Origin of the sequence: Pseudomonas sp. NPDC088429 (assembly GCF_044753305.1) — a bacterium.
Classification (GTDB): Bacteria; Pseudomonadota; Gammaproteobacteria; order Pseudomonadales; family Pseudomonadaceae; genus Aquipseudomonas; species Aquipseudomonas rustica.
In genome coordinates, this window is record NZ_JBIVMX010000006.1 from 1 (window position 1) to 23,161 (window position 23,161).

Sequence of the window (23,161 nt, forward strand, 5' to 3'; positions counted from 1 at the left end):
GCATGAGCGAAATCGTTATCCAGTGGTACCGTACTTCTGCTCAAGGTCCCCAAGAGCACTACTACACCACCAAACTGGAAGACGCGATTATCGTCGCCATCAACAACAAAATGCACAACTGCCAGGATCCAGGCAACTCGCACTTCACCCACCTGGAAGAAGTGCAGTTCACCTACCGCAAAATCACCTGGACCCACGAAGTATCCGGTACTTCGGGTTCCGATGACTGGCGTGCTCCAGTCGTTTAATTACGGCTGATTGTTACAAGCATCGGCCAGCTCTGCTGGTCGATGTTGTTTTCGCAACTCCAGATTTTTGTGACAGCACGAGGAACAAGGGATGTTCGCGCCGGCCAATGAAACCCACTTTGCCCTGACCATCGAAGGTCTTTCCGCTGACTTTCAGGTGTTTACCCTGCAAGGCCGGGAAGCCATCAGCCAGCCTTTTGTCTTCGAGGTGGAGCTGGTCAGTGAGCAGCCGTCGCTGGATCTCGAAACCCTGCTGCACAAACCGGCCTTTCTGCAACTGTCGCCCGACGGCAGCGGCATTCACGGCCAGATCTACCGCGCCGCGCAAGGCGATTCCGGCAAACGCCTGACTCGCTACTCCGTGACCCTGCGCCCGCAACTCGCGTACCTCGCGCACCGCGTCAACCAGCGCATCTTCCAGAACCTTACAGTGCCGAAAATCATCGGCATGGTGCTTGAAGAGCACGGTATCCAAGGCAACGCCTACGAATTCAAGACCGGTTCGATTTATCCCGAGCGCATTTATTGCGTGCAATACGATGAATCGGATCTGCATTTCATCCAGCGCCTGTGCGAAGAAGAAGGCATTCACTACCACTTCCAGCACAGCGCCATGGGCCACAAACTGCTGTTCGGCGATGACCAGACGATATTCCCGAAACTCGCGCCCGTGGCCTATCAGCAAGACTCCGGCATGGTCGCCAGCGACCCGGTGATCAAGCGCTTCGACCTGCGCCTGGAAACCCGCACCAGCCGCATCAGCCGCCGCGATTACGACTTCGAAAAACCTCGCCTCACCCTCGAAAGCGAAAACCGTGGCGACGCCCTGCCCGACCTCGAAGACTACGACTACCCAGGCCGTTTCATTGACCGCGAGCGCGGCAAACACCTGGCCAAACGCGCCCTCGAACGCCATCGCAGCGACTTCCAGTTGGCTGAAGGCAAAAGCGATCAGCCATTGCTGGTCAGCGGCCACTTTCTGGCCCTGACGCAACACCCGAAAGCCAAATGGAATGACCTCTGGCTGCTCACCGAAGTCCTCCACGAAGGCAAGCAGCCGCAAGTGCTGGAAGAGTCGGTCACCAGCGACACCACCGCGCTGAAAGACGATTTCCATCAGGGTTACCGCAACCGCTTTCAAGCCACGCCGTGGGACGTACCGAACCGCCCGCCGCTGAACCACCCTAAACCGCGCATCCTCGGCAGTCAGAGCGCCGTGGTCACTGGGCCCAAAGGTGAAGAGATCCACTGCGACGAATACGGCCGCGTCAAAGTGCAATTCCACTGGGATCGCGAAGGCCTGGCTGACGACAAAACCAGCTGCTGGCTGCGTGTCTCCAGCGCTTGGGCCGGCGCCCAGTACGGCGGCATCGCCATCCCGCGCATCGGCATGGAAGTGCTGGTCACCTTCCTTGAAGGCGACCCCGATCAACCGCTGATCAGCGGCTGCCTGTACCACAAGGAAAACACCGTCCCGTACGAGCTGCCGGCGAACAAAACCCGCAGCACGTTCAAGACCCTCAGTTCTATGGGCGGTGGCGGCTACAACGAACTGCGCATCGAAGACAAAAAAGGTCAGGAACAGATCTTCCTGCACGCCCAGCGCGACTGGGACGAGAACATCGAGCACGACCAGAAAATCCGCGTCGGCAACGAGCGCCACGACACCGTAGAGCAAAACAGCTACAGCGAATTCAAAGCCGAAGAACACCACACCGTCTACGCCGACCGCAAAGTCGAAGCGCGCGCCAACGACCACCTCACCGTGGGCGTCAACCAGCACATCAAAATCGGCACCGGCCAATTCATCGACGCTGGCCAGGAAATCCACCTCAACAGCGGCATGAAAGTCGTGCTCGAAGCCGGCGCCGAACTGACCCTCATCGGCGGCGGCAGCTTCATCAAAATCGACGCCGGCGGCGTAACCATGAGCGGCCCGGTGATCAACATGAACTCGGGTGGTAGCCCCGGCACCGGCACTGGCGCCGCCCCGCTGATGCCCGGCATCCTCAAACAGGCCGATGCCGACAAGGCCGGCCAAGTCCTGACACCGGCGCAAATCAACACCCTCAAACGCAACGCGCCATTCTGCGAAGAATGCGAAAAATGCAAGGCAGGTGCCTGTGCCATCTGATCGACTGACACCCAAGGACTGGCTGGCACAACAGCCGCTGCAAACTGGTGAGCGACTGTATTTGGTGATCAGCGCGGCGAGCGATGCCGACGCCCTGAAAAACCTCTACCTGAGCGAACCCACCGCCCAACTCATCCCCATCTGGGGCGGCACGCCCTACTCCACCTGGCAACCGGTGATGCCCTACGTCACCGAGCTCAAGCCTAATTCGGAATTCCTGTCGTGGATCGCTGATACCGATGCTCTCGATTGGGGTTGGCTGGCGGTATCGCGTTCGGAGCCGAACGAAGTGTTCGAGCATCTACGCAGCCTGACGCAGGTGAAAATGCCCGATGGGACGGAGGTGTTTTTCCGGTTCTGGGATGGCCGGCATATCTACCCGATCCTGCATGGGCTTGGGGAGAAAGCTGCGGAAGTGATGCCGATGTTTGAGCGGTATTTGATTAATGGGCAAGCGCTGGAGGTTGGCACGCGGGGGGTGCCGAAGGTGAAGGATTGGCCTTGGTGGGAGGTGCCGAAGGATTTGTTGGATGGGTTGATGGCAGAAAACCCGTCGACCGTCATCGGCAACATGATGCAGTGGCTGCTGGACGAACATGCCGATCTGTACTTCTCGTTCCCGGAATCAAACTTGAAACAAAAAGTAGCGCGCTTCGTAAAACGCACGCCGCTCACGGAAGAAAATTTTACCGGGCTGTTGAAGGCCCATTTGGAAAATGAGGTGGTTGTATGAGCATTTTGATGGGTGAGATCGCGGGTAACCTCACAGCAGAACAACCGAATGCTCAGACCGTCATCGGCGACTTCAAGAAATGTCTGGTTGATTATCGTAGCCATGCCGAGGCTTGGTACGGCGGGTTTATGGACGCTGAACAGCAGTTCCGAGTTGGCGACGAAGTCGACACACAGGACAAGGACAGCAAAAGCAGAGCCGTCCTTTATGCGACCTGCCCGGAAAACGGCAAACTTAAACTGATCCATAGTTTCGAGTCCGCGCGATTTGTTCCGATCGGCAATACACCTGTTCGCTTGGAGCCAGTAGCAGCTGGCAGGAAGAACGAAGCGACTCAGCCGATTGAAAGAAGAATCGACTCGACCGGAATTCTGGAAATTACCGGCCTCACCCCCTACCAGAAATACAAAATCACCTTTTTCCCAAACCCTACCTCCGCACAAATAGACAGTCTTTTCAAATCCTACCAAGGCGTCATTGGTGATTTGAGTACATGGTTAACTACTCAGTGGGCCACCGAGTTCTTGCCTCTTTGGCAGGCGCATAACAACGCCTCGATGCCTGGTCGCATGCTTCAGGAAATGGAAGCTGCCTGGAAGGGATTCTGGAAAGTCGTCATGGGACTGTGGGGCGATCTCAAAAGCCTTTACGACATGGTCTCAGAGCCTCGTAAACACTTTGAGCAGTTGAAAAAGTTTTTCACTGAGGAAGAAATCAAACGCATATACAACGCCTCCAAAGAGGGCCTTCAGACGGCGATGCTGATCGCCAGCGATGAGCCTTTGATGTGGATCTACATTGGCGCTATCAAGGCGTGGATCACATTACTTCCGCCACAGACTCGTACGCAGATATTGACGCAGCTGACGTCCGAAGTTTTGCTGAATATTCTTATTGGTATTGTTCTTACCGGGGGCATCGGGCTTGCGGTTCGGGTGGTGGCAAAAGCACTCAACGTCACACAAAACAGCAACAAAGCTCTCAAATTACTTGAAGACTTTACTGCTCTGTTGATGCAAAACAGTAAAAAACACGCTACCGCACATGCGGAGGCTGCCAAACCTTTGCTGCTAAATGGCGTGGCGGATGCAAACGCAGCACGTAAAGCCGACGTGCGCATTTCAGATCCCAAACCGGCAGAAACCGCAACACAGCCGAAATCAAAACCCCCAGCCGGTGGCGGAAAAGTTGAGGCCGATGCGCAAATTCACGCTCGAGGCAAAACGGAAAACTTCACGCGAATTGAACAAAAAGAAGCCGTAAATAACGCCCCTAACCAGTCGAAAAACCCAGCGGATCAGCCAGCGCAATGCGCTAACAAAACCTGCACCAACGGCGAACCTGTTTCGATGGTAACTGGTGAAGAGCTGCTGACGCTCACTGATGGCGAACTGAGCGGGATACTTCCGTTTGAGTGGACACGTCTTTACCGCAGCAGCGCGGTTGAAATTGATGGTCGCCTTGGTCAAGGCTGGAGTCATTCACTGTCCCATCGTTTACACATTGATGATGAAGGCGTGCTCTGGACTGACAACGAAAATCGCCAGACACGGTTTCCGATGCCCACCGAGCAGCGCCCGGCCATAACAAATAGCTTGGCTGAAGCGGCGATTTATCTGGGGACTGCGCCCGGAGAATTAATTCTCACCCAAGCGGGGCCAAAACCACGCTTCTATCATTTCCGCGCAAACCGACTGATCACCATCAGTGACGCTTATGAAAACCAAGTGCATATCAGCTATGACTTGGTCGGCCGCATACAACGTATTGACAACGGCGTGGGCCGCTCTTTGCTGTTGCGTTACGACGACCACCATATTGTGGCCGTGGATCAACAGCAACAACGTTCGGAATATGACGAGCGTGGGGGACGCCGTGATCCGTGGATGACCCTACAAACGCTCGTCACCTACACGTACAACGCTCGCAACCAACTCGTATCCGCGACCAACGCAGTTGGTGAAATGGAGCGCTATCGCTACAACGAACAGCACGTAATTCTTGAGCGGCAATTGGCGGGTGGCGCCAGCTTCTTCTGGGAATGGGAACGTGAAGGCAAGTTTTCTCGCTGCGTGCGCCATTGGGCGAACTACTCGCAATTGGAAGCGCGTTATGAATGGGACGACAAAGGGACAGTAACGGTTCACAACGCCGATGGCAGTGAGCAGGTTTATGTGCATGATGACAACGCACGCCTGATCAGTGAAACCGCTGCCGACGGTGCAGAAACCCAAAAGACCTATGACGATCAGGGACGTCTGATCGCAGTAAAAGATCCGATGGGGGCCATCACTGAATATCAATACAGCGACGCCGGCCGTTTAATTGCTGTCATACCGCCAGAGGATCTACCAACCCGTTACAACTACTTCGACGGACAACTTATCGAGGTCAAACGTGGTAAGGCTCGTTGGCAGTATGACCGCAATTCCCAAGGCGACATCACCCAACAGACCGACCCCGAAGGCAATCAAACCCAGTACAACTACGACCGTCAGGGACGCTTGCTGGATATCCGTCATCCCGATGGCAGTCGCCATCAATTGGGCTGGAACAATCTCGGGCAGCTGCTTGAAGAGCGTTTGCCGGATGGCGGTCAACGCAAGTATCGCTACGATGCTTTGGGCCGACAGATCACCCGACAAGACGAATTTGGAGCAATCACTCAGTACCAATGGGACGCTGTTGATCGTCTGACTCAGGTCACTCTTCCCGGCGGTGCCACTCGCGCCTTCACCTATAACCCGTACGGACGCGTCACCGCAGAAAGGGATGAGCTCGGTCGAGTGACCCGCTACGAGTACGCGGAAAACTTGCACCTGGTGAGCCGTCGCATCAACCCGGACGGCAGCCAACTCCGCTATCGCTATGACAATGCCGGTCTGCTCCTGACTGAAATCGAAAATGAACGCGGCGAGCATTACCAACTTGATTACTTCGCCAACGGCCTGATTAAACAGGAAACAGGATTCGATGGCCGCCGCTCAGCGTATGAATACGATCTCAACGGCCAACTGCTGAAGAAAATCGAATTCGGCGACGACGGCAGTGAACTGGTTACAGAGTACCAACGTGACGCAGCAGGCCGCTTGCTCGTAAAAACCCTGGCCAATGGCGAGGAAATCCACTACAGCTACGACGCTCTCGGTCGTCTGGTAAACGTCGACGATGGAAACTGGCCACTCGCCTATGAATACGATGTGCAAGATCGCCTGACAACTGAACATCAAGGTTGGGGTACAACGCGCTACAAGTACGACAGCGTCGGGCAGTTAAGCCACTGCCGTCTCCCGGACGGCAGCAAACTCGACTACCGCCATCTGTCCGGCGGTCGTCTGAGCAGCATCGACCTCAACGGGTCACGCCTGACCTCACACCAGTTCAGCGCCGGTCGCGAACAACAGCGCCAGCAAGGTCTGCTGCTCAGCCAATACCAGTACGATGAACAGGGTCGTCTGCAAGCACACAGTGTCAGCCAGCGGGACAAAAACCTGTTCCAGCGCCGTTATAACTACGACGCAAACGGCAACCTCGCCGGTATCGACGACAGCCGCAAAGGTAACCGCAGCTACCACTACGACCCGCTCGACCGATTGATCAGCGTACGTGGCGCAACACCTGAAAGTTTCGCCCACGATCCGGCAGGCAACCTTCTCGGGCAGAATGACCTTCCTGCTGCCAATCTGGCCAACGTCAAAGGCAACCGCTTGCTGATGCAGGGCGACCGCCACTACGACTACGATGCCTACGGCAATTTGAGCCGCGAGCGTCGCGGTGCCGGTCAAAAACTCGTCACTGAATACCGTTATGACTGCCAACATCGCCTCATTGGCGTCAGCCTGCCGGGAGGGAGCACCGCGTCTTACAAGTACGATGCTTTCGGTCGCCGTATCGAGAAAACAGTAAATGGCCACACCACCGAGTTCTTGTGGCAAGGCGAACGCTTGATCGCGGAAAGCGCCGCAAACCGCTATCGCAGCTATATCTACGAGCCTGGCACCTTCCGCCCTCTTGTAATGCTCGACGGCGAAGGCCCGCGCAAAGCCACGCCGTTCTACTACCAACTCGATCACCTTGGAACACCGCAGGAACTCACTGATTACAGCGGTGAAATCATGTGGTCGGCGAAGTATCGAGCCTACGGCAACCTCGCCGCGTTGGACGTCAGCGAAATCGATAACCCGTTGCGGTTCCAGGGTCAGTATTTCGATGCGGAGACAGGGTTACATTACAACCGGCACCGCTACTACAATCCGGGGAATGGACGGTTTTTAACGCCGGACCCGATCAAGCTTGCGGGGGGGTTGAATAGCTACCAGTACGTGCCTAACCCTACGGGTTGGGTGGATCCATTAGGACTGAGTTCTGGTTGCCCTGGCAAGAAGGATATTCCTTCGCAAGACAAGCAGAATGATCCCCCACCACCAGAGCTTTCGCGTAGCGGTGCCTTCAGACAGGCGAAAACAGAAGCGGGAATACCACGATCCCAAAACCCGGATTCCGTGTTTGACCCTACTACCGGAAAAACGCAACAATATAAATATGCAAGAATGACAGACAAAGCTGGGGAGAGCATTTTAAACAGTGAAGGGAAACCGATTCTTACAAGAGAATATCAATTCACACGTGCTGACGGATCCAAAGTAATTATTCAAGATCACTCAGCAGGGCATCAATACCACGAACTAGGAAATAAGGGCGACCAGGCAGCTCACTTCAATCTGAGACCGATTGAAAACCCAAGAACAGGCAAAGTACCTGGTGCAAAAGACCACTATTATTTCAAGGAAAAAAAATGAACTCCTGGAATGAATTAGACGGAAGCTCGTTCTTTAACAGAATTTTCACAAATCCAATTTCGATTGGAGAGGTAACGCTTTTTTCTTTAAGCATAGACAACAACAGACCAGCAATAATACTTGAATTTGACATCACGGAGTATCCAGAATCACCTCCTGCGAAGTGGAGCCAGTCTGGTTTCAACACCTGCCGAATCGGCCTCAACTGCAGCAATATTGACGAGCTTCTAATAAAAAACATTCCTACCAAACAACGCCTAACCGTCACAATATTAAATGAATCTGGAAGTTACAGGATTCGTGCAATAAATGACGAATCATTAATAGAATTCACAACAAAACATCCTTTACTATGCGGCCCCTCCGCTTATTTCAATTCACCAGATTAATATTGCCGGCCATTCAAATATCGAACGTTAAAAGCCAGGGAGGCATATCACTGCGTATAGAAGAATTAGCGCCGTCACCCAATTTCAATTGGATACGCTGATCGAGTAAACCAAGTTGCCCGGCTCGGCGGAACGGTTCGCAGGCCGTGTCACTGCGGTACGGGATGTGCTCGGTCGCGTGACCCGCTAAGGTTAAGATTTAGATTGTTCTCACAGACCGAAGTAGACCCCAAGGGATTCAAAACAGTGACCGGCGAACAAATCGAATAAAAAATTGGATCAATTTGTGATAGAAATATCCATATGAAAATTACTCCATGAAATCGAACCAAGAAGACGAGTCGTATGAAAAACTCTATATCTGGATAGGAGAATCGGAAGAGTCGAACTGGACTGAATACAGCACTGAGCTCGTTGCAAAAACAGTACTTATTGATTTCACACAGAAGCAATGGGAGAAATTGGAAAAAGAAGTTTTAGAGAAGCCCGAGTTTTGGCAGCAACGCTGCGCAGTGTCCTTAGGCGAAGATCGTAGCGATCACGCTGTTACGATTTTAAAACTTTTATTATCAAAATCGCCATACAAAGACGTAAAAACACTGTCAGCGTACGAACTCGATTGGGCTGAAGTGCCAATCGAGAAAAAATACGCCAGCTTTATAAAAAAGATAATTGACACAATCCCTTCGTCTGAAATCGAGCCAGAAATTTACAGCCTGCTTGCAAAAGCGGAAAGATCAAAACTATAAAAAACAATCATGAAGCCATTACCGCTCAACGGACACTACGTCTACTACAAAGCACCTTGGTTACACTGGGCTCATTTGAATTTCGGTTTAAAAAAAGGCCTCATCAATGAGCAAGGCATTGCTGACTATATCTGCGACGGACTAACAAAAATATCTCCTCCAGAGGCTTATGAAATCGCCACTCTTGGCGCAACAGAGCATCAATTGCTGCGAGAATTACTGCAAACCCTCCTCAGCAAAGACTCGCATCAAGTAGAAAGTGAAGAAGCAATCAGACCTTGGATTTATCTGACTCTTTCTTATTTATTCGAAAATAAAGATTTGGCAGATGACCCCTTTGAAAGCATAGAGGAATTATATGCAGATCTAGGCTATCCGGAAGAAATTGCACCAATAATTAGATACATGCCATTAACTGAAGGCGCAGTCGGCTCTGAGGAATTACTCTACGACAACTGGAAAACAATATTATCCAATTACGAAGATTATTTTCAGAACAGAATCAAACAACATTGACGCTCAGTATCTATGATCGAGATGTAGAACGCTGCTGGTGAAGCCGAACACTATCGCTACAACGAACAGCACGTCATTCTCGAACGACAACTGGCGGGCGGCGCGGCGTTTTACTGGGAGTGGGAAAACGAAGGCAAGCTGTCTCGTTGCATCCGTCACTGGGCCAATTTTTCGCAAATGGAAGCGCATTACGCCTGGGATGACAAAGGCAGCGTGACCGTCACCAACGCCGATGGCAGCGAAGAGGTCTATACCCACGACGATCAGGCGCGACTGATCAGCAAGATCGACCCGGACGGTGCCGAACACCTCAAGGCTTACAACGACAAAGGCCAGTTGATCGCGGAAAAAGGTCCGCTGGGCGCGGTCACCGAATACCGCTACGACGACAACGGCTTGATGACAGCCGTCATCCCGCCGGAAGACGAAGTCACTACCTACGAATACATCAACGGTTTCGTCAGCGACGTACAGCGCGGCAAAGCCAATTGGAAATACCAGCGCAACCGTCAGGGCGATATCACGCAGCAAATCGATCCCGACGGAAATGCCACGCTCTACAGCTATGACGGTCAGGGCCGCCTGCTGGAGATTCGCCATCCGGACGGCAGCCGTCACCAACTTGGCTGGAACAACCTCGGACAATTGCTGGAAGAGCGACTCCCCGATGGCGGCCAACGCAAGTACCGTTACGACGCGCTGGGTCGACAGATCACTCGGCAGGAAGAGTCCGGCGCCATTACCCAATATCAGTGGGACGCCGCTAACCGACTCGCACAGCTGACGCTGCCAGGTGGTGCAACGCGGGCTTTCACCTATAACGCTTATGGCAATGTCACCGCTGAACGCAATGAGCTCGGCCGCATCACCCGTTACGAATACGCTGATAATCTGCATCTGGTCAGCCGGCGCATCAATCCCGACGGCAGCCAACTGCGCTATCGCTATGACAACTCGCGTCTGCTGCTGACTGAAATCGAAAACGAGCGCGGCGAGCATTACCACCTCGACTATTACGCCAATGGTCTGATCCAGCAAGAAACCGGCTTCGATGGTCGTCGTACGGCTTACGAGTACGATCTCAATGGCCAACTGCTGAAGAAAACCGAGTTTGGTGACGATGGCAGCGAACTGATCACCGAATACCAACGCGATGCCGCCGGACGACTGTTGGTCAAAACCCTGGCCGATGGCGAGGAAGTTCACTACAGCTACAACGGCCTCGGTCGGCTCGTAAGCGTCGATGACGGCCACTGGCCGCTCGCCTACAAATACGACCTGCAAGACCGCCTCATCGAAGAACACCAAGGCTGGGGTACCCTGCGCTACGAGTACGACAGCGTTGGCCAGCTCAAACACTGCCGCCTCCCTGACGGCAGCAAACTGGATTACCGTCACCAGCCTGGTGGGCAACTCAGCACCATCGACCTCAATGGCTCTCGCCTGACCGCTCACCAATTCAGCGCCGGTCGAGAACAACAGCGCCAGCAAGGTCTGCTGCTCAGCCAATACCAGTACGATGAACAGGGTCGCCTGCAAGCACACAGTGTCAGCCAGCGGGACAAAAACCTGTTCCAGCGCCGTTATAACTACGACGCAAACGGCAACCTCGCCGGTATCGACGACAGCCGCAAAGGTAACCGCAGCTACCACTACGACCCGCTCGACCGATTGATCAGCGTACGTGGCGCAACACCTGAAAGTTTCGCCCACGATCCGGCAGGCAACCTTCTCGGGCAGAATGACCTTCCCGCTGCCAATCTGGCCAACGTCAAAGGCAACCGCTTGCTGATGCAGGGCGACCGCCACTACGACTACGATGCCTACGGCAATCTGAGCCGCGAGCGTCGCGGTGCCGGTCAAAAACTCGTCACTGAATACCGTTATGACTGCCAACATCGCCTCATTGGCGTCAGCCTGCCGGGAGGCAGCACCGCGTCTTACAAGTACGATGCCTTCGGTCGCCGTATCGAGAAAACCGTAGATGGCCACACCACCGAGTTCTTGTGGCAAGGCGAACGCTTGATCGCGGAAAGCGCCGCAAACCGCTATCGCAGCTATATCTACGAACCTGGCACCTTCCGCCCTCTCGTAATGCTCGACGGCGAAGGCCCGCGCAAAGCCACGCCGTTCTACTACCAACTGGATCATCTTGGCACCCCGCAGGAACTCACCGATTACAGCGGTGAAATCATGTGGTCGGCTAAGTATCGAGCCTACGGCAACCTCGCCGCGTTGGACGTCAGCGAAATCGATAACCCGTTGCGGTTCCAGGGTCAGTATTTCGATGCCGAGACAGGGTTACATTACAACCGGCACCGCTATTACAATCCGGGGACTGGAAGGTTTCTGACGCCGGATCCGATCAAGCTTGCGGGTGGGTTGAATAGCTACCAGTACGTGACGAACCCTACGGGCTGGGTAGACCCACTAGGTCATAGCGAATGCCCAGGAGCAGGGAACGGTGATTCAGGATCATCGAAGAAGCCTGAGGACACAACAAAAGTAAAAGAAGGGGCCCCCTCTCCTCCGATCGCAGACAGAAAATTTAAACAGGGAGAAGACGTACGTCACTTTTAGAAGCACGGCGAGGAAATTGGGCAAACACTCGGGCACGAAAATTACTCTCTAGAACAATACATAGCTGACGCAAACTCGGTAATTCGTAACGGGACATTTGCACCCGAACTGAATGCTTTCGTTGCAATCCCAGGAGGAGTTGGGAGCGCCAAAGGGTTACTCGTGGGAGTCGACAGAGCTACTGGGGAAATTACAACCATGCACCTAAAGTCTGTTTCATTTTTTGAAACTAAAGCCCCGAGCCTAGGATGGAAGGCACAACCTAAGTCAGCCAAGACAGATACGATTGGCTCAGACCCACATGTCGGCTGGAAATATCCATACGGCCAACAAACACCAGAGTGAGCACTGTGATAGTAAAAAATATTAAGTGGATATCTCAAATTTCCGAAGAAGCCGAAGTGGAAATAAGCGATGGCGAGTTCACTTGCATTGCCTTTTCCCATCCTTGTAGAGCGAGCATCGGGGACAAAGTAAATGAACCCCTGCATATTTTTTCGATGAAAAATGCAATGCGCTGCACAGAGCTTGCGGAATTAGGAATTTGGAATATTCAAGGACAAGACTTATCCAGAAAGGTCATCGCTAGAGTATTAGACACTTCAGAGCAAGTAGTAACGGTTGGAAAAATAACAATGACAATTGATGACTATCTACCGGGCGGAATCATAGTCGGAGACTTAATCGAATTTGAATGTGCGCGCATCGATCTTTGGTGAAGCCAAAAATAGTAATCTCTCGAAGCAGTCTCTATTCAAAAGACTTCTGCACTTGGTCTTTCTCTGAATAATCTGGCCGAAACAATCCGGCTTTTACAAGAATACCTCACCCAAATGGAGGGCACCCACCATTATCGGCAGAAAAAACTCAGTGATATTCAAAATTGCAGGTAACGAAGTCGATCCAAATACGGTAACCTATAGAAATCTTGGATTTGGAGAGGCTTCATCCTATAAACAAAAATGTACGAGATAATAATAAATCTCAACGAATTGTCTGAGAAATTCATTTCACACGCAAACTCGTTCATTTAAGAATGCAAAACAAATGATTAAAACCAAGACCATGCGGACATTTCAGAACTTCGCAAAGTAAACCATCCGATATCTAATGCATCGCTAACAAACCATCGAGACCTAGCAGTCAGCCTAATCAAAGACTATTTATATTTTTAGCTGTTCTATTTTTTATTTCCGAATTCCCCCAATCTGAGAGTCCTCACAAATAAAATACAGGACATTCGCACAAACGAACACTCTGGAATAATTACGGGGAATACATACCCGTTCAAAAACACGGCATCTAGATCAATTCATTACTCATGAGACGTGAAAAAAACTCCTGCAAACTCCAGCAGCAGAAAAAGGTTACGAGAAAGTGAAAATCTTCCTAAATATTGAAACCTTGCCAAACTACCCTCACCCCGAAAATTTTCTAAATTTTGCAACTATCCAACCAGAGGTCGATATTGAGCCGTGGTGGCTGCTGATTTACAGCAAAGGAAAAGTCAACAATTGGCATGAGACTCTCAAAAAGCTTTACCCTAAACGCACATTAGTTCCTTTTGCCAAATTCAACGCTAACGATGACATTGCGTGTTTTGATGGTGAGGATATTTCAGGCAACCCAAAAATCTTTATCATTCACGCTTACGCGTCAGAAGGATGGGAGCTCCACGACACTTCCCCACACTTTGATGAATGGCTAAAAAAAGCAATTGAAACACATGAAGAGTGGAATAAAGAAGAATAGCAAAACCAATACAAAATATGCTTTCCTACAGAAATCTTCTAAAAAATTCGCACCCCGAATTTATAATCAAAAAGGGAACAGATTTACTCTCGCAACATGAAAATAAATCTGTTCCCTTTTATTAGATGGTTCACCTCAGACCTAACCACCGCCCGACTGGACACAGCCTGCTTCACCATCAACGGTGAATAAATGGTCAACCAGTGGATCAGGTTACTCAACTTTCAGATTCCTAAGCTAACCTTCGCATCATGATTCGCCGGGCGCGATGGTAAAGCTGTCGAACACGGCGACGACGGACGCAGCTTCTTTTCTTCAGCGTTGATGGGCCGCGCATTTTAGCGTGTAAAGATACCCAGCAACTACGCCGATTCACCAATTCAGGAAGCTCCACCGCGTCCACCCTCCAACACACCCTGAACCCTTCCTTAACCCCAAAATTAAGGTTCACCTAAGGTTCCATCGTTACCATCCCGCCCCATGAACCACTGTCGCCCATGAGTCGCGGATGAGACCTTCTGATATGAAAGCCTTAGATTTTCCAGCCCAGCAGCAGGCGAATTTCAGCGTTGTGCTGGTGAATTACAAGACGCCGGACTTGACCAAAATGTGCCTTGAGCTGCTGCGTGAGCACGCTCAGGAGCAGCGCATTCCGGTGTGGGTGGTGGACAACGATTCCGCAGACGCTAGCCTCGATTATCTGCGTACGCTCGACTGGATCAATTTGATCGAGCGCCCTTCTGTAAAAGGTGAGCAGGGTCATATCGCGCATGGCAAAGCGCTGGATCTGGTGCTGGACAAGGTTGAAACCGATTATCTGTTTCTGTTGCACACCGATACCTTTGTTTATGACAAAGAGGTGTTTGCGATGATGATGCGCGAGTGCGCGAATAATCCGGATATGGCCGCCGTCGGTTGTGTCGAGCAAATCAATCGCGGGATGCTCAGAGAGACATGGCGATTAACTTCGCGTTTCTGCAAGCATTATGTCCGTCGCGCTAAAACTCAGTTGGGTTTGAAAACCAAAGAGCCGAAGCCGTATCGGGAAACTCATCTGAAGAGTTTTTGCACGTTGTGGAATGTTCGTCTGGCCAAGTCTCATGGTTTGCACTTTTGCATGGATGATCGGGTGCCTGGATATACGCTGCAGGATCGCATGGTGAGCTTGGGCTATGGCATCAAGTTTCTGTCGCCACGCAAGATCTTCAGCTATCTGGATCACATCCAGTCAGGCACGGTCGCGGCCGCAGGCACCTACGGCAAGGATCATCGGCGTACGAAAATGTACGAGGCGTCGATCAAGCGTCTTGAACAGCAGCGAGACAAGGCCGGGATGCAAGCATCGGCATAATTTTAAGACACAAAAAAGGGCGACTATTCAGTCGCCCTTTTTTGTTGCCGAATTCTGTATACATACGCTTCGTTTAAAGTGTTCGCCCAGTGTTATGGCCTGGCAATCCATGCACCGGTAAAGAGCCCTGACACTGGGCGAACGGAAGGGATTTTAATTGAAGTTGGCGCTTATGTCGTCATGAAGAATTGTGAAATTTATGTACTGGAAAGTTAAAAACTCTGTCACCCGGATATTTACCGGCAAACTTTCTACAGAATCTTTTATATGATTGTTCTCATACACAAAGCTGTACAAGAACAATCATTCTGTAGAGTTAATACTCAGCTTTCATGCTGACTGGTCACTTTTAATATATCGGTGTAAGTGACGATGACGCTCTGCCCTACTTTCAAATCTTTCAATTTCGCCTGAATCTCAGGCTTTTTCACGTCGAGTGTTTTCGATTGGCCCGACGGGTTTTCCAAGGTTACCTGATTCTTCTTCAAATCAATTTTGGTGATTTTCAGTTGTACCTGAACCTGACGGAATGCTTCGCCACCCGGGTTATCAGTGCCCGGCGCCTTGCGCAGTTCGCCGGTGCGTTCGGTCGTGCCAGGCAGACCTTTATCCACGTCGGTATCCAGGTAAGCGGCGACAGAACGCTGGACTTGGACTTTGACCAGATCACCGACCTTGAGGTTGGCGAGGTTTTTCGCCTTGTCGGTGAGTTGTACGTGAACCTGACGGCCTTCCGCGCCTTCGAGCACAACCTGATGGTTGGCGGGATCGACGGAGACGACTTTGGTGGTGACCTGATCCGCTTCGATGGTGGCGGACAGCGGAATATCGGCGGCAAATGCTCCGAAGCTGGTGGCGGACAGTACGGTTGCGAGGGTGATGGCTTTGGCCAGTGCGTGGAGCTTCATAAGCAATACTTTCCCTGTGATGAATGGCAGCCACCGTCGCCAAAACGTTTTTGGCGACGGATGTCCGATTGAGCATAGACGCTGTTCAGGGCTTGGTTTGAGATTGTTTTGCGGTGTCTTGTGCGGTGGATTCGCCGCTGGGGGTGCCTTTGCCGTGGCTTTGGCGCTGCTTGGGATCTGTGGGGCGCAGGGCGTCGTTGTCGCGCTCGGTTTCACCGGCGGGACGCGGTTCGTCGGGGTGTTCGCTGGGAGTGATGGGTTTCATGGTGGGTGTCCTCAGGCTTCGGGGTCGTCGAGTTCGCGGGCGACGTTGATGGCGGGCGAATCCTTGTGCAGGTCGGCGGCTTTGGCACGGAGGATCTGCCATTGCTCAAGGTCGATGGCGCCTTGGCCGAGCAGGTCGTCGGCGATGCGTTGCAGATCCAGGTAGTGAGCGTCGGGGGATTGCTGCCAGTAGGTTTCATCGTCGAACAGACGCTGCCAGGTGGTGAGGTCTGGGGGTTGCAGGTCGTCGCTCATGATCAATCCTCGACAGGTTTCTCTGTAGAGGACACCACAGCAACCCGAGTTCAAACCGATCCGTGTAGGAGCTGCCGGAGGCTGCGATCTTTTGATTGTTTAGCCAGCGAGATCAAAAGATCGCAGCCTTCGGCAGCTCCTACAGGGGTTTGTGGTGTTTGGATAATTAGTAGCCGGTCATTTCCAGGTAGCCCTGGCCCGGGTGACTGCCCGTGATGTTCACCGGGCCTTCCCAGTAGGGGATGCGCAGGTTCATCCACGCCTTGGGGTTGAGCGCGTTGATCTGGATGTCGAGGTGTTTGTCGGGGATGCTGATCACCCAGCGGATCGGCAGTTTGCGCCCGGCGACGTTGGCGGTGTCTTGCGGTGTGAGGGTGATCTGCTCGCCGCTCAGGGTTTGCGTCTGGCCATCGGCAGCGATCCACGTGCCGGTCAGGTAAGGCGCGCCGTCCTTCTGGCGGGTGCGAAAGAGCATGACTTTTTCACCACTGTCCAGATGCAGAGAAAGCCAGTCCCAGCCCGTCTGGTTGGCGCTCAGCGGTTGGCTGCTCCACTCGCGATCAAGCCACGCCGGGCCGCTGACGGTGTAGGTCTGCCCGTCGATCTGCAACGTACCGTTGGCCTGAAAAAACGGCTGACTGTAGTAATACGACGCCTGCCCTTCTGCGGATTTGCGGCTGAAGCCCTTCTCACCCTGCAACACCAATGGCCGACTGGAGGTGAGGTGCAGTTGATAGGCGAAATCTCTGTCGCGAGCGCTGAGCTGTAGATCGCTCAAGGGATCGGCAGCCTGACTGCTAAACCGCCAATCATCGATCCACGCGTCAAACGGCGCCACGCGAACGCCGGCCTGGCCCACGCCACCGCGTGCATAACGTTCGGCGGCGTGATGTGCAGACGCCGACGTCACCGCCGCATGCCCCAGCCAGATCACCTGATTGCTCCAACCCGACTGCTCCGGCACGGGTTTCAGGGCGCTGCGAAACAACGTCCATTGCACGCCGAACTCGTTGCCCTGCCGATCCTTGAGATTGGCGGTGACGTACCACCACTCGATGCGAAATCCATCATGCGCGCCGTGATCCGCCGGAAAACTGAACACCCGCCCCGGCACCACCGCCGTGTACGCCTCGGCTTTATCGCCCATCCCGGCAAAGCCCTTCTGCTCAGGCGCCGGTTGATCGCAACCGCCGAGCAGCAGCGCGAGCATCAGCACCACGCGGTTAATCCTCATGGGCAAACGTCCTCAACAAATCCGCCGGTTGCGTGCGGTACAGCGAATACAGCGGCCATGCCGAAGCCAATAATGTCGCCAGCAACGCCAACCCCATCAGTTGCAGCAATTGCCATGGGAACACCCGCAACGGCAGGCGCCAGCCAAACGCCTGCACGTTAATCACCGCGTCCAGGCACCACGCCAGCGCGATCCCCAACGGCAACGCCAACACCAGCGTCAGCACCGCCAGCAGCCAGGTTTGACCGAGGTTGAGCAGCATCAACTGTTTGCGCGTCACGCCCAACGCCCACAGCGGCGCGAGTTGACTGAGGCGACTCTGACTCTGGGTCAGCAGGCTGATAAACAGCGCCACGCCAGCGACCGCGAGGGTCAGACTGTTCAGCGCCGCCGTCGCCGCGAAGGTGCGTTCGAACACTTGAACCGACCAGCCCTTGAGCCGCGCCTGATCGACGATGCGGCTGTCATCCAGCTGAAACCGCGTCTGCAACGCGCTCAACAATGTTGGAATATTTTTCGGCTCGATACGCAGGTTAAAGCGGTTCGGCGTCAGTTGCGGCCAGCCGCGCAATAGGTGATTGACGTTGACCAGCAAGTGCCCTTTCGGATTGCCGTAATCGGCGTAGATGCCGACGATGCGCGGCGACCATGGGCCGTTGGGCGTGGGGATCGTCAGGTGCTGGCCGGCCTGCAGTTTCAGGCGGCGGGCGAGTTGTTCGCTGAGCATCACCGCATCGTCCGTCGCCAAGTGGCCCCACGGATCGCTGCCGCTGGAATCGAGCAACGGCCAGTGCTCGCGATAATGCGGGTGATCGATCACGCCAAAGACATCCGCCGGCCAGCCTTGCAGCGTCACCGACACCTGCCAGTTGGGCAGCACCGCTGCGACGTTCGGCTGTTGCCGCAGCCAGCTGTACATTTCGCGGGACTGCGCCGGATTGCTCGGATTTATATAGAGCTCAGCGCTCAGACGTTGTTCGAGCCAATCGTTGAAGGTCTGACGAAAACCCGAGGTCATGCTGCCGGCGCCGATGTTGGCGGCGAGGGCCAACAGCAACGCCATCAGCGCCAGACTTAGCGCCGGCAACTGCTGGCGGCAATCGGCGAGAAACCACTGACCGAGCACCGAACGACTGCGCCCGAGCAATTGATTGAGTATCGCGCTGAGCAACACCGGCAACGCCAGCGCGGCGCCGAGCAGCAGCCCGGCCATCAACACAAAGCCACTCGCCAGGCTGTCACCCCAGATCAACGCAGCCAGTGCAATCGCAAGCAGCACTGCCGCCAGCCAACCTTGCCGACGCAACCAGCGCGCATATTGCTGATGCCAGGCTTGCGGATCGGCCACGGCCAACAGTGGCAATCGTGCCGCGCGCAGCAGGCTGTTGCCGCCGGCGAGCAAGGCGCCGAACAGGCTTAAACCGATGCCGCTGAACCACCACCAAGGGCTCAGGCGCAACTGCCCCGCCACTTCCGCGCCGTACAAACCGCGCAGACTGGAGGCGACATCCGGCAGCAATACACTGGCCAGCCAGTAGCCACTGATCACGCCGAACACTCCGCCGATCAGCGCCAGCATGCCCAACTCAACGATCAGGCAGAGGATCAACATTCGCGCGCTGACACCGCAGGCGCGCAACGTACGCAGCAGGCCTCGACGCTGCTCCAATGCGAGGCCAATCGCCGCGTGGACGATAAACAAACCGACCAGAAACGAGAGAAATCCCAAGGCATCCAGGTTGAGATGAAAGCTCTCGGTCAGCCGCGCCAGATTGTTTTCCTCGCCGCTGCTTTTCAGCTGCAACTGACCTGTGAACGAGGCCGGCAACTCGGCGTGAAAGTCCTTGGGCAGCAACAGCCGTGACAGTTGCCCCGGCTGTTCGAGCAGGGTTTGCGCGATACCGATGTCGACCAGCAACACACCGGGTGCCATGTCCTTTTGCACCCGCAGCGGCGGCAATGCCAGGCCGTTAACCGTCTGCGGCGTGGCGCCCTCTGCGAGGTTCAAGGCCTGCAGGGTATCCGGGGAAATCCATGTGCTGCCGGGCGGCGTGAAGAACTCGACGATGCGCTCGATCGGCATGGCCTGCCCGGCCACCGCCGAGTCCGTCGGCAGCGATACCGGCTCGATGCCCATCAATTGCAGCCGCTGATTTTCGTGATCCTTGAGCATCAAACGGCCCTGCAACAGCGGCGACACCGGCCAACCCTGTCGACGCAGATCGACAAACCATTGCTGGGTGAACGTTGCGCCGCTCGGGGTACTCAGGCTGGCCTGCGGTTCGCCGCCGATCATCTGGCTGGCGCGGGCGTAGCTGTCGCGGGCCTGACTGTTCAGCGCTTCGACGCCGGTCAGCAAACTGGTCGCCAGCCACAACCCGGTCAGCACACTGAAAAACTGCACCGGATGGCGCCGCCAATGGCTGAGCAGCGCACGCAGGGTCTGGCGAAAAACCATCACGTCAGCCGACCTTTGGACAGCACCACGCGCTGCGCCAATTGCGCCGCGACCCGCTGACTGTGGGTGACCATCAACAAAGTGGTCGGCGTGTCATTAAGTAATTCGAGCAACAGCCGCAGGACTTCATCGCTGGTCGCTTCGTCGAGGCTGCCGGTCGGTTCATCGGCCAGCAGCAATTTTGGCTGCGACGCCAGCGCCCGGCCCAACGCGACGCGCTGTTGCTGTCCACCGGAAAGCTGTTCCGGATAACGTTTGAGCAGATCGCCAAGGCCTAAACGCTGTACCAGATGCGCCTGCCAGCGCGGCTCGTGGCGCCCGGCGAGTCGCGCTTGAAACGCCAGATTGTCCTCAACGCGCAAACTGCCGATCAGGTTGAACTGCTGGAACACCAGACCGATTTCAGTACGCCGCCAGTTCGCCAGTTGCGCTTCGTTCATTTCCTCCAGCCGATGCTCGCCGCTGCGGATGCTGCCGCGATCGACCTTGTCCAGACCGGCCACCAGGTGCAGCAAAGTGCTTTTGCCACTGCCCGATTCGCCCATCAGCGCGAGGCTGCTGCCAGCCTCCAGCGTCAGGTCGACGCCTTGCAGCACCGGCAAGGAACCCTGGGGGGTGGCGTAGCTTTTGAAGACGTTGCGAACCTCAAGCATGGCAAAACCTGATCAATGAACCTGCGCCAAGGATAGCGGCCCTGAATGGTTTTTGTCCGTTGACGATCACCGCCGCGCCAGAGCGCCGCCCTACCCTCTGAAACTGGTTCACCCATAACGATAAAAACCGGAGACGCCATGCAACGTTTCACTTTGAGCCCCCGCGGCCTGTTGGCCTGCCTGATCACCGCGTGTCTGAGCCAGTCGGTGCTCGCCGCCGACGCGCCCGTCGCCCCCAGCGCACAGACCATCGCCAGCAACGCCGCTGTTCTGAAACAACTGCCCTTCAGCGACCGCACCGATTTCGAATCCATCAGCAACGGCCTGATCGCGCCGTTCAAGGGTCAGATCAAGGACGCCAGCGGCAAGGTCATCTGGGACGTGCAGGCCTACGACTTCCTCGCCAAGGATCAAGCGCCGGAGTCGGTAAACCCGAGCCTGTGGCGACTGGCCCAGCTCAATGCGCACGCCGGTCTGTTTGAAGTCAGCCCGAAGTTGTATCAGGTGCGCGGCCTCGATCTGGCCAACATGACCATCATCGAAGGTGACGACGGGCTGATCATCATCGACCCGCTGACCATGGCCGAAACCGCTAAAGCGGCGCTGGATCTGTACTACGCCAACCGTCCGCACAAACCGGTGGTCGCCGTCATTTACAGCCACACCCACGTCGACCATTTCGGCGGCGTGCGCGGGGTGATCGACGAGGCGGATGTGAAGGCTGGCAAGGTCAAGGTGTTCGCCCCGGCCGGGTTTATGGAGCACGTGATGAGCGAAAACGTGATGGCCGGCAACGCCATGAGCCGTCGCGCGCAGTACCAGTTCGGCAGCCTGTTGCCGCGCGGTGAAAACGGTCAGGTCGATGCCGGTCTGGGCAAGAGTTCGCCAACCGGCGGCACGGTCACGCTGATCCCGCCGACCGATTTGATCACCAAGGAACTGGAAACCCGCACCATCGCCGGCATTCCATTTGAGTTCCAGCTGACGCCGGGCACCGAAGCACCGGCGGAAATGAATATGTATCTGCCGGAGCTGAAAGCCCTGTGCATGGCCGAAAACGCCACGCAAATGATGCACAACGTCCTCACCCCGCGCGGCGCGCAAGTGCGTGACGCCAAGGCCTGGTCGCAATACCTCGACGACAGTCTGGCGCGCTACGGCGACAAGGCTGACGTGCTGTTCGCCCAACACAACTGGCCGACCTGGGGCGGCGAGCGGATTCGCACGTTCCTTGCCGACCAGCGCGACATGTACGCGTTCCTCAATGACCGCACCTTGCACCTGCTCAATCAGGGCCTGACGCCACAGGAAATCGCCGACACCATCACCAAACTGCCGGGCTCGCTCGACCAGAAGTGGTACACCCGTGGCTACTACGGTTCGCTGAGTTTCAACACCCGCGCGGTGTATCAGCGCTACATGGGTTTCTACGACGGCAACCCGGCCAACCTCAATCCGCTGCCGCCGGTGGACACCGCCAAACGCACGGTCGAGGCCATGGGCGGCGGCGCGGCAGTGCTCGATAAAATGCGCAAAGCCGTGGCCAGCGGTGACTATCGCTGGGCGGCGCAGTTGGGCAATCAGTTGTTGTTCGCCGAGCCGGACAACGCCGAGGCGCACAAAGCGCAGGCCGAGACGCTGGAGCAATTGGGTTATCAAAGCGAGAACGCCACCTGGCGCAACATGTACCTGACCGGCGCGATGGAACTGCGCAACGGCGTGCCGCCCCATGCGGGCACGTCGGTGTCGGTGGACATGGTGCGGGCGATGAGCCCGGAAATGTTCTTTGATTATCTGGCGGTGCGGCTGGACAGCGACAAGGCTGTGAATCATGACCTGACGTTGAACTGGACGTTTGATGACCTGCAGAAGGACTTTAATCTGACCTTGCGCAATGGTGTGCTGACGCATCGGGCCGGGCTCAATCCAGCGGCGGACGCGAGTGTCAGTTTGAGCAAGGACACGCTGGAGAAGATCAGCCTCAAGCAACTGGATTTCCCGACGGCGATGCAGAAAGGCTTGATCAAGTTGCAGGGGAACGGGAAAAAACTGGGCGAGTTGATGGGCAGCCTGGATACGTTTGGGCCGCAGTTCAATATCGTTACGCCTTAAGGTCAAAAGATCGCAGCCTTCGGCAG

General features: G+C 54.9%; 17 protein-coding genes and 1 pseudogene. 12 read left to right on the forward strand and 6 right to left on the reverse strand.

Annotated elements, in window-relative coordinates; genetic code table 11:
- The 11 genes and pseudogenes from tssD to ACIP66_RS05795 form a co-directional block, all read left to right on the forward strand.
- A partial coding sequence (gene tssD, locus ACIP66_RS05745) for a type VI secretion system tube protein TssD (RefSeq protein WP_400646182.1) occupies positions 1 to 248 on the forward strand: 248 nt, incomplete at its 5' end.
- 91 nt (positions 249 to 339) lie between these two features.
- Positions 340 to 2,382: a type VI secretion system tip protein TssI/VgrG gene (gene tssI / locus ACIP66_RS05750; RefSeq protein ID WP_400646184.1), complete on the forward strand. Its 2,043-nt coding sequence runs from the start codon at positions 340 to 342 to the stop codon at positions 2,380 to 2,382.
- Positions 2,372 to 3,115, forward strand: coding sequence for a DUF4123 domain-containing protein (locus ACIP66_RS05755; protein ID WP_400646187.1), 744 nt, complete (start codon positions 2,372 to 2,374; stop codon positions 3,113 to 3,115). The genes tssI and ACIP66_RS05755 overlap by 11 nt, the downstream gene beginning before the upstream one ends.
- Positions 3,112 to 7,914 (forward strand): RHS repeat-associated core domain-containing protein, encoded by a 4,803-nt coding sequence (locus ACIP66_RS05760; RefSeq protein WP_400646189.1) that lies wholly within the window; start codon positions 3,112 to 3,114, stop codon positions 7,912 to 7,914. The genes ACIP66_RS05755 and ACIP66_RS05760 overlap by 4 nt, the downstream gene beginning before the upstream one ends.
- Positions 7,911 to 8,303 (forward strand): Imm50 family immunity protein, encoded by a 393-nt coding sequence (locus ACIP66_RS05765; RefSeq protein ID WP_400646192.1) that lies wholly within the window; start codon positions 7,911 to 7,913, stop codon positions 8,301 to 8,303. The genes ACIP66_RS05760 and ACIP66_RS05765 overlap by 4 nt, the downstream gene beginning before the upstream one ends.
- Positions 8,304 to 8,620: 317 nt before the next feature.
- Positions 8,621 to 9,052, forward strand: a complete 432-nt coding sequence (locus ACIP66_RS05770) for a HEAT repeat domain-containing protein (RefSeq protein ID WP_400646194.1) — start codon at positions 8,621 to 8,623, stop codon at positions 9,050 to 9,052.
- 9 nt (positions 9,053 to 9,061) lie between these two features.
- Positions 9,062 to 9,568, forward strand: a complete 507-nt coding sequence (locus ACIP66_RS05775) for a DUF2247 family protein (RefSeq protein ID WP_400646196.1) — start codon at positions 9,062 to 9,064, stop codon at positions 9,566 to 9,568.
- Positions 9,569 to 9,595: 27 nt separating this feature from the next.
- Positions 9,596 to 12,022 (forward strand): annotated as a pseudogene (locus tag ACIP66_RS05780) (RHS repeat-associated core domain-containing protein); the annotation flags it as partial.
- 467 nt (positions 12,023 to 12,489) lie between these two features.
- Positions 12,490 to 12,867: a hypothetical protein gene (locus tag ACIP66_RS05785; protein ID WP_400646198.1), complete on the forward strand. Its 378-nt coding sequence runs from the start codon at positions 12,490 to 12,492 to the stop codon at positions 12,865 to 12,867.
- Between the two features lie 658 nt (positions 12,868 to 13,525).
- Complete coding sequence (locus ACIP66_RS05790) at positions 13,526 to 13,900, forward strand: hypothetical protein (protein ID WP_400646200.1); 375 nt, start codon at positions 13,526 to 13,528, stop codon at positions 13,898 to 13,900.
- Between the two features lie 523 nt (positions 13,901 to 14,423).
- Positions 14,424 to 15,251, forward strand: coding sequence for a glycosyltransferase (locus tag ACIP66_RS05795; protein ID WP_400646202.1), 828 nt, complete (start codon positions 14,424 to 14,426; stop codon positions 15,249 to 15,251).
- A gap of 323 nt (positions 15,252 to 15,574) precedes the next feature.
- Here the strand turns inward: ACIP66_RS05795 and ACIP66_RS05800 are convergent, their stop codons facing one another.
- From ACIP66_RS05800 to ACIP66_RS05825, 6 genes are all read right to left on the reverse strand, one after another.
- Complete coding sequence (locus ACIP66_RS05800; RefSeq protein WP_159812497.1) at positions 15,575 to 16,159, reverse strand: hypothetical protein; 585 nt, start codon at positions 16,157 to 16,159, stop codon at positions 15,575 to 15,577.
- Positions 16,160 to 16,244: 85 nt separating this feature from the next.
- Positions 16,245 to 16,424, reverse strand: coding sequence for a hypothetical protein (locus ACIP66_RS05805; RefSeq protein WP_053119175.1), 180 nt, complete (start codon positions 16,422 to 16,424; stop codon positions 16,245 to 16,247).
- 11 nt (positions 16,425 to 16,435) lie between these two features.
- Positions 16,436 to 16,678: a hypothetical protein gene (locus ACIP66_RS05810; RefSeq protein WP_053119173.1), complete on the reverse strand. Its 243-nt coding sequence runs from the start codon at positions 16,676 to 16,678 to the stop codon at positions 16,436 to 16,438.
- Positions 16,679 to 16,844: 166 nt separating this feature from the next.
- Positions 16,845 to 17,912: a lipocalin-like domain-containing protein gene (locus ACIP66_RS05815; protein ID WP_400646206.1), complete on the reverse strand. Its 1,068-nt coding sequence runs from the start codon at positions 17,910 to 17,912 to the stop codon at positions 16,845 to 16,847.
- Positions 17,902 to 20,373: an ABC transporter permease gene (locus tag ACIP66_RS05820; RefSeq protein ID WP_400646209.1), complete on the reverse strand. Its 2,472-nt coding sequence runs from the start codon at positions 20,371 to 20,373 to the stop codon at positions 17,902 to 17,904. The genes ACIP66_RS05815 and ACIP66_RS05820 overlap by 11 nt, the downstream gene beginning before the upstream one ends.
- A complete protein-coding gene (locus ACIP66_RS05825; protein ID WP_053119167.1) occupies positions 20,370 to 21,023 on the reverse strand; it encodes an ABC transporter ATP-binding protein in 654 nt (217 codons plus the stop codon). Before ACIP66_RS05825 ends, ACIP66_RS05820 begins: the two co-directional genes overlap by 4 nt.
- 138 nt (positions 21,024 to 21,161) lie before the next feature.
- On the opposite strand from ACIP66_RS05825, the gene ACIP66_RS05830 reads away from it, so the two are divergent.
- Positions 21,162 to 23,135, forward strand: a complete 1,974-nt coding sequence (locus ACIP66_RS05830; protein ID WP_400646212.1) for an alkyl/aryl-sulfatase — start codon at positions 21,162 to 21,164, stop codon at positions 23,133 to 23,135.
- Positions 23,136 to 23,161 lie beyond the last annotated feature (26 nt).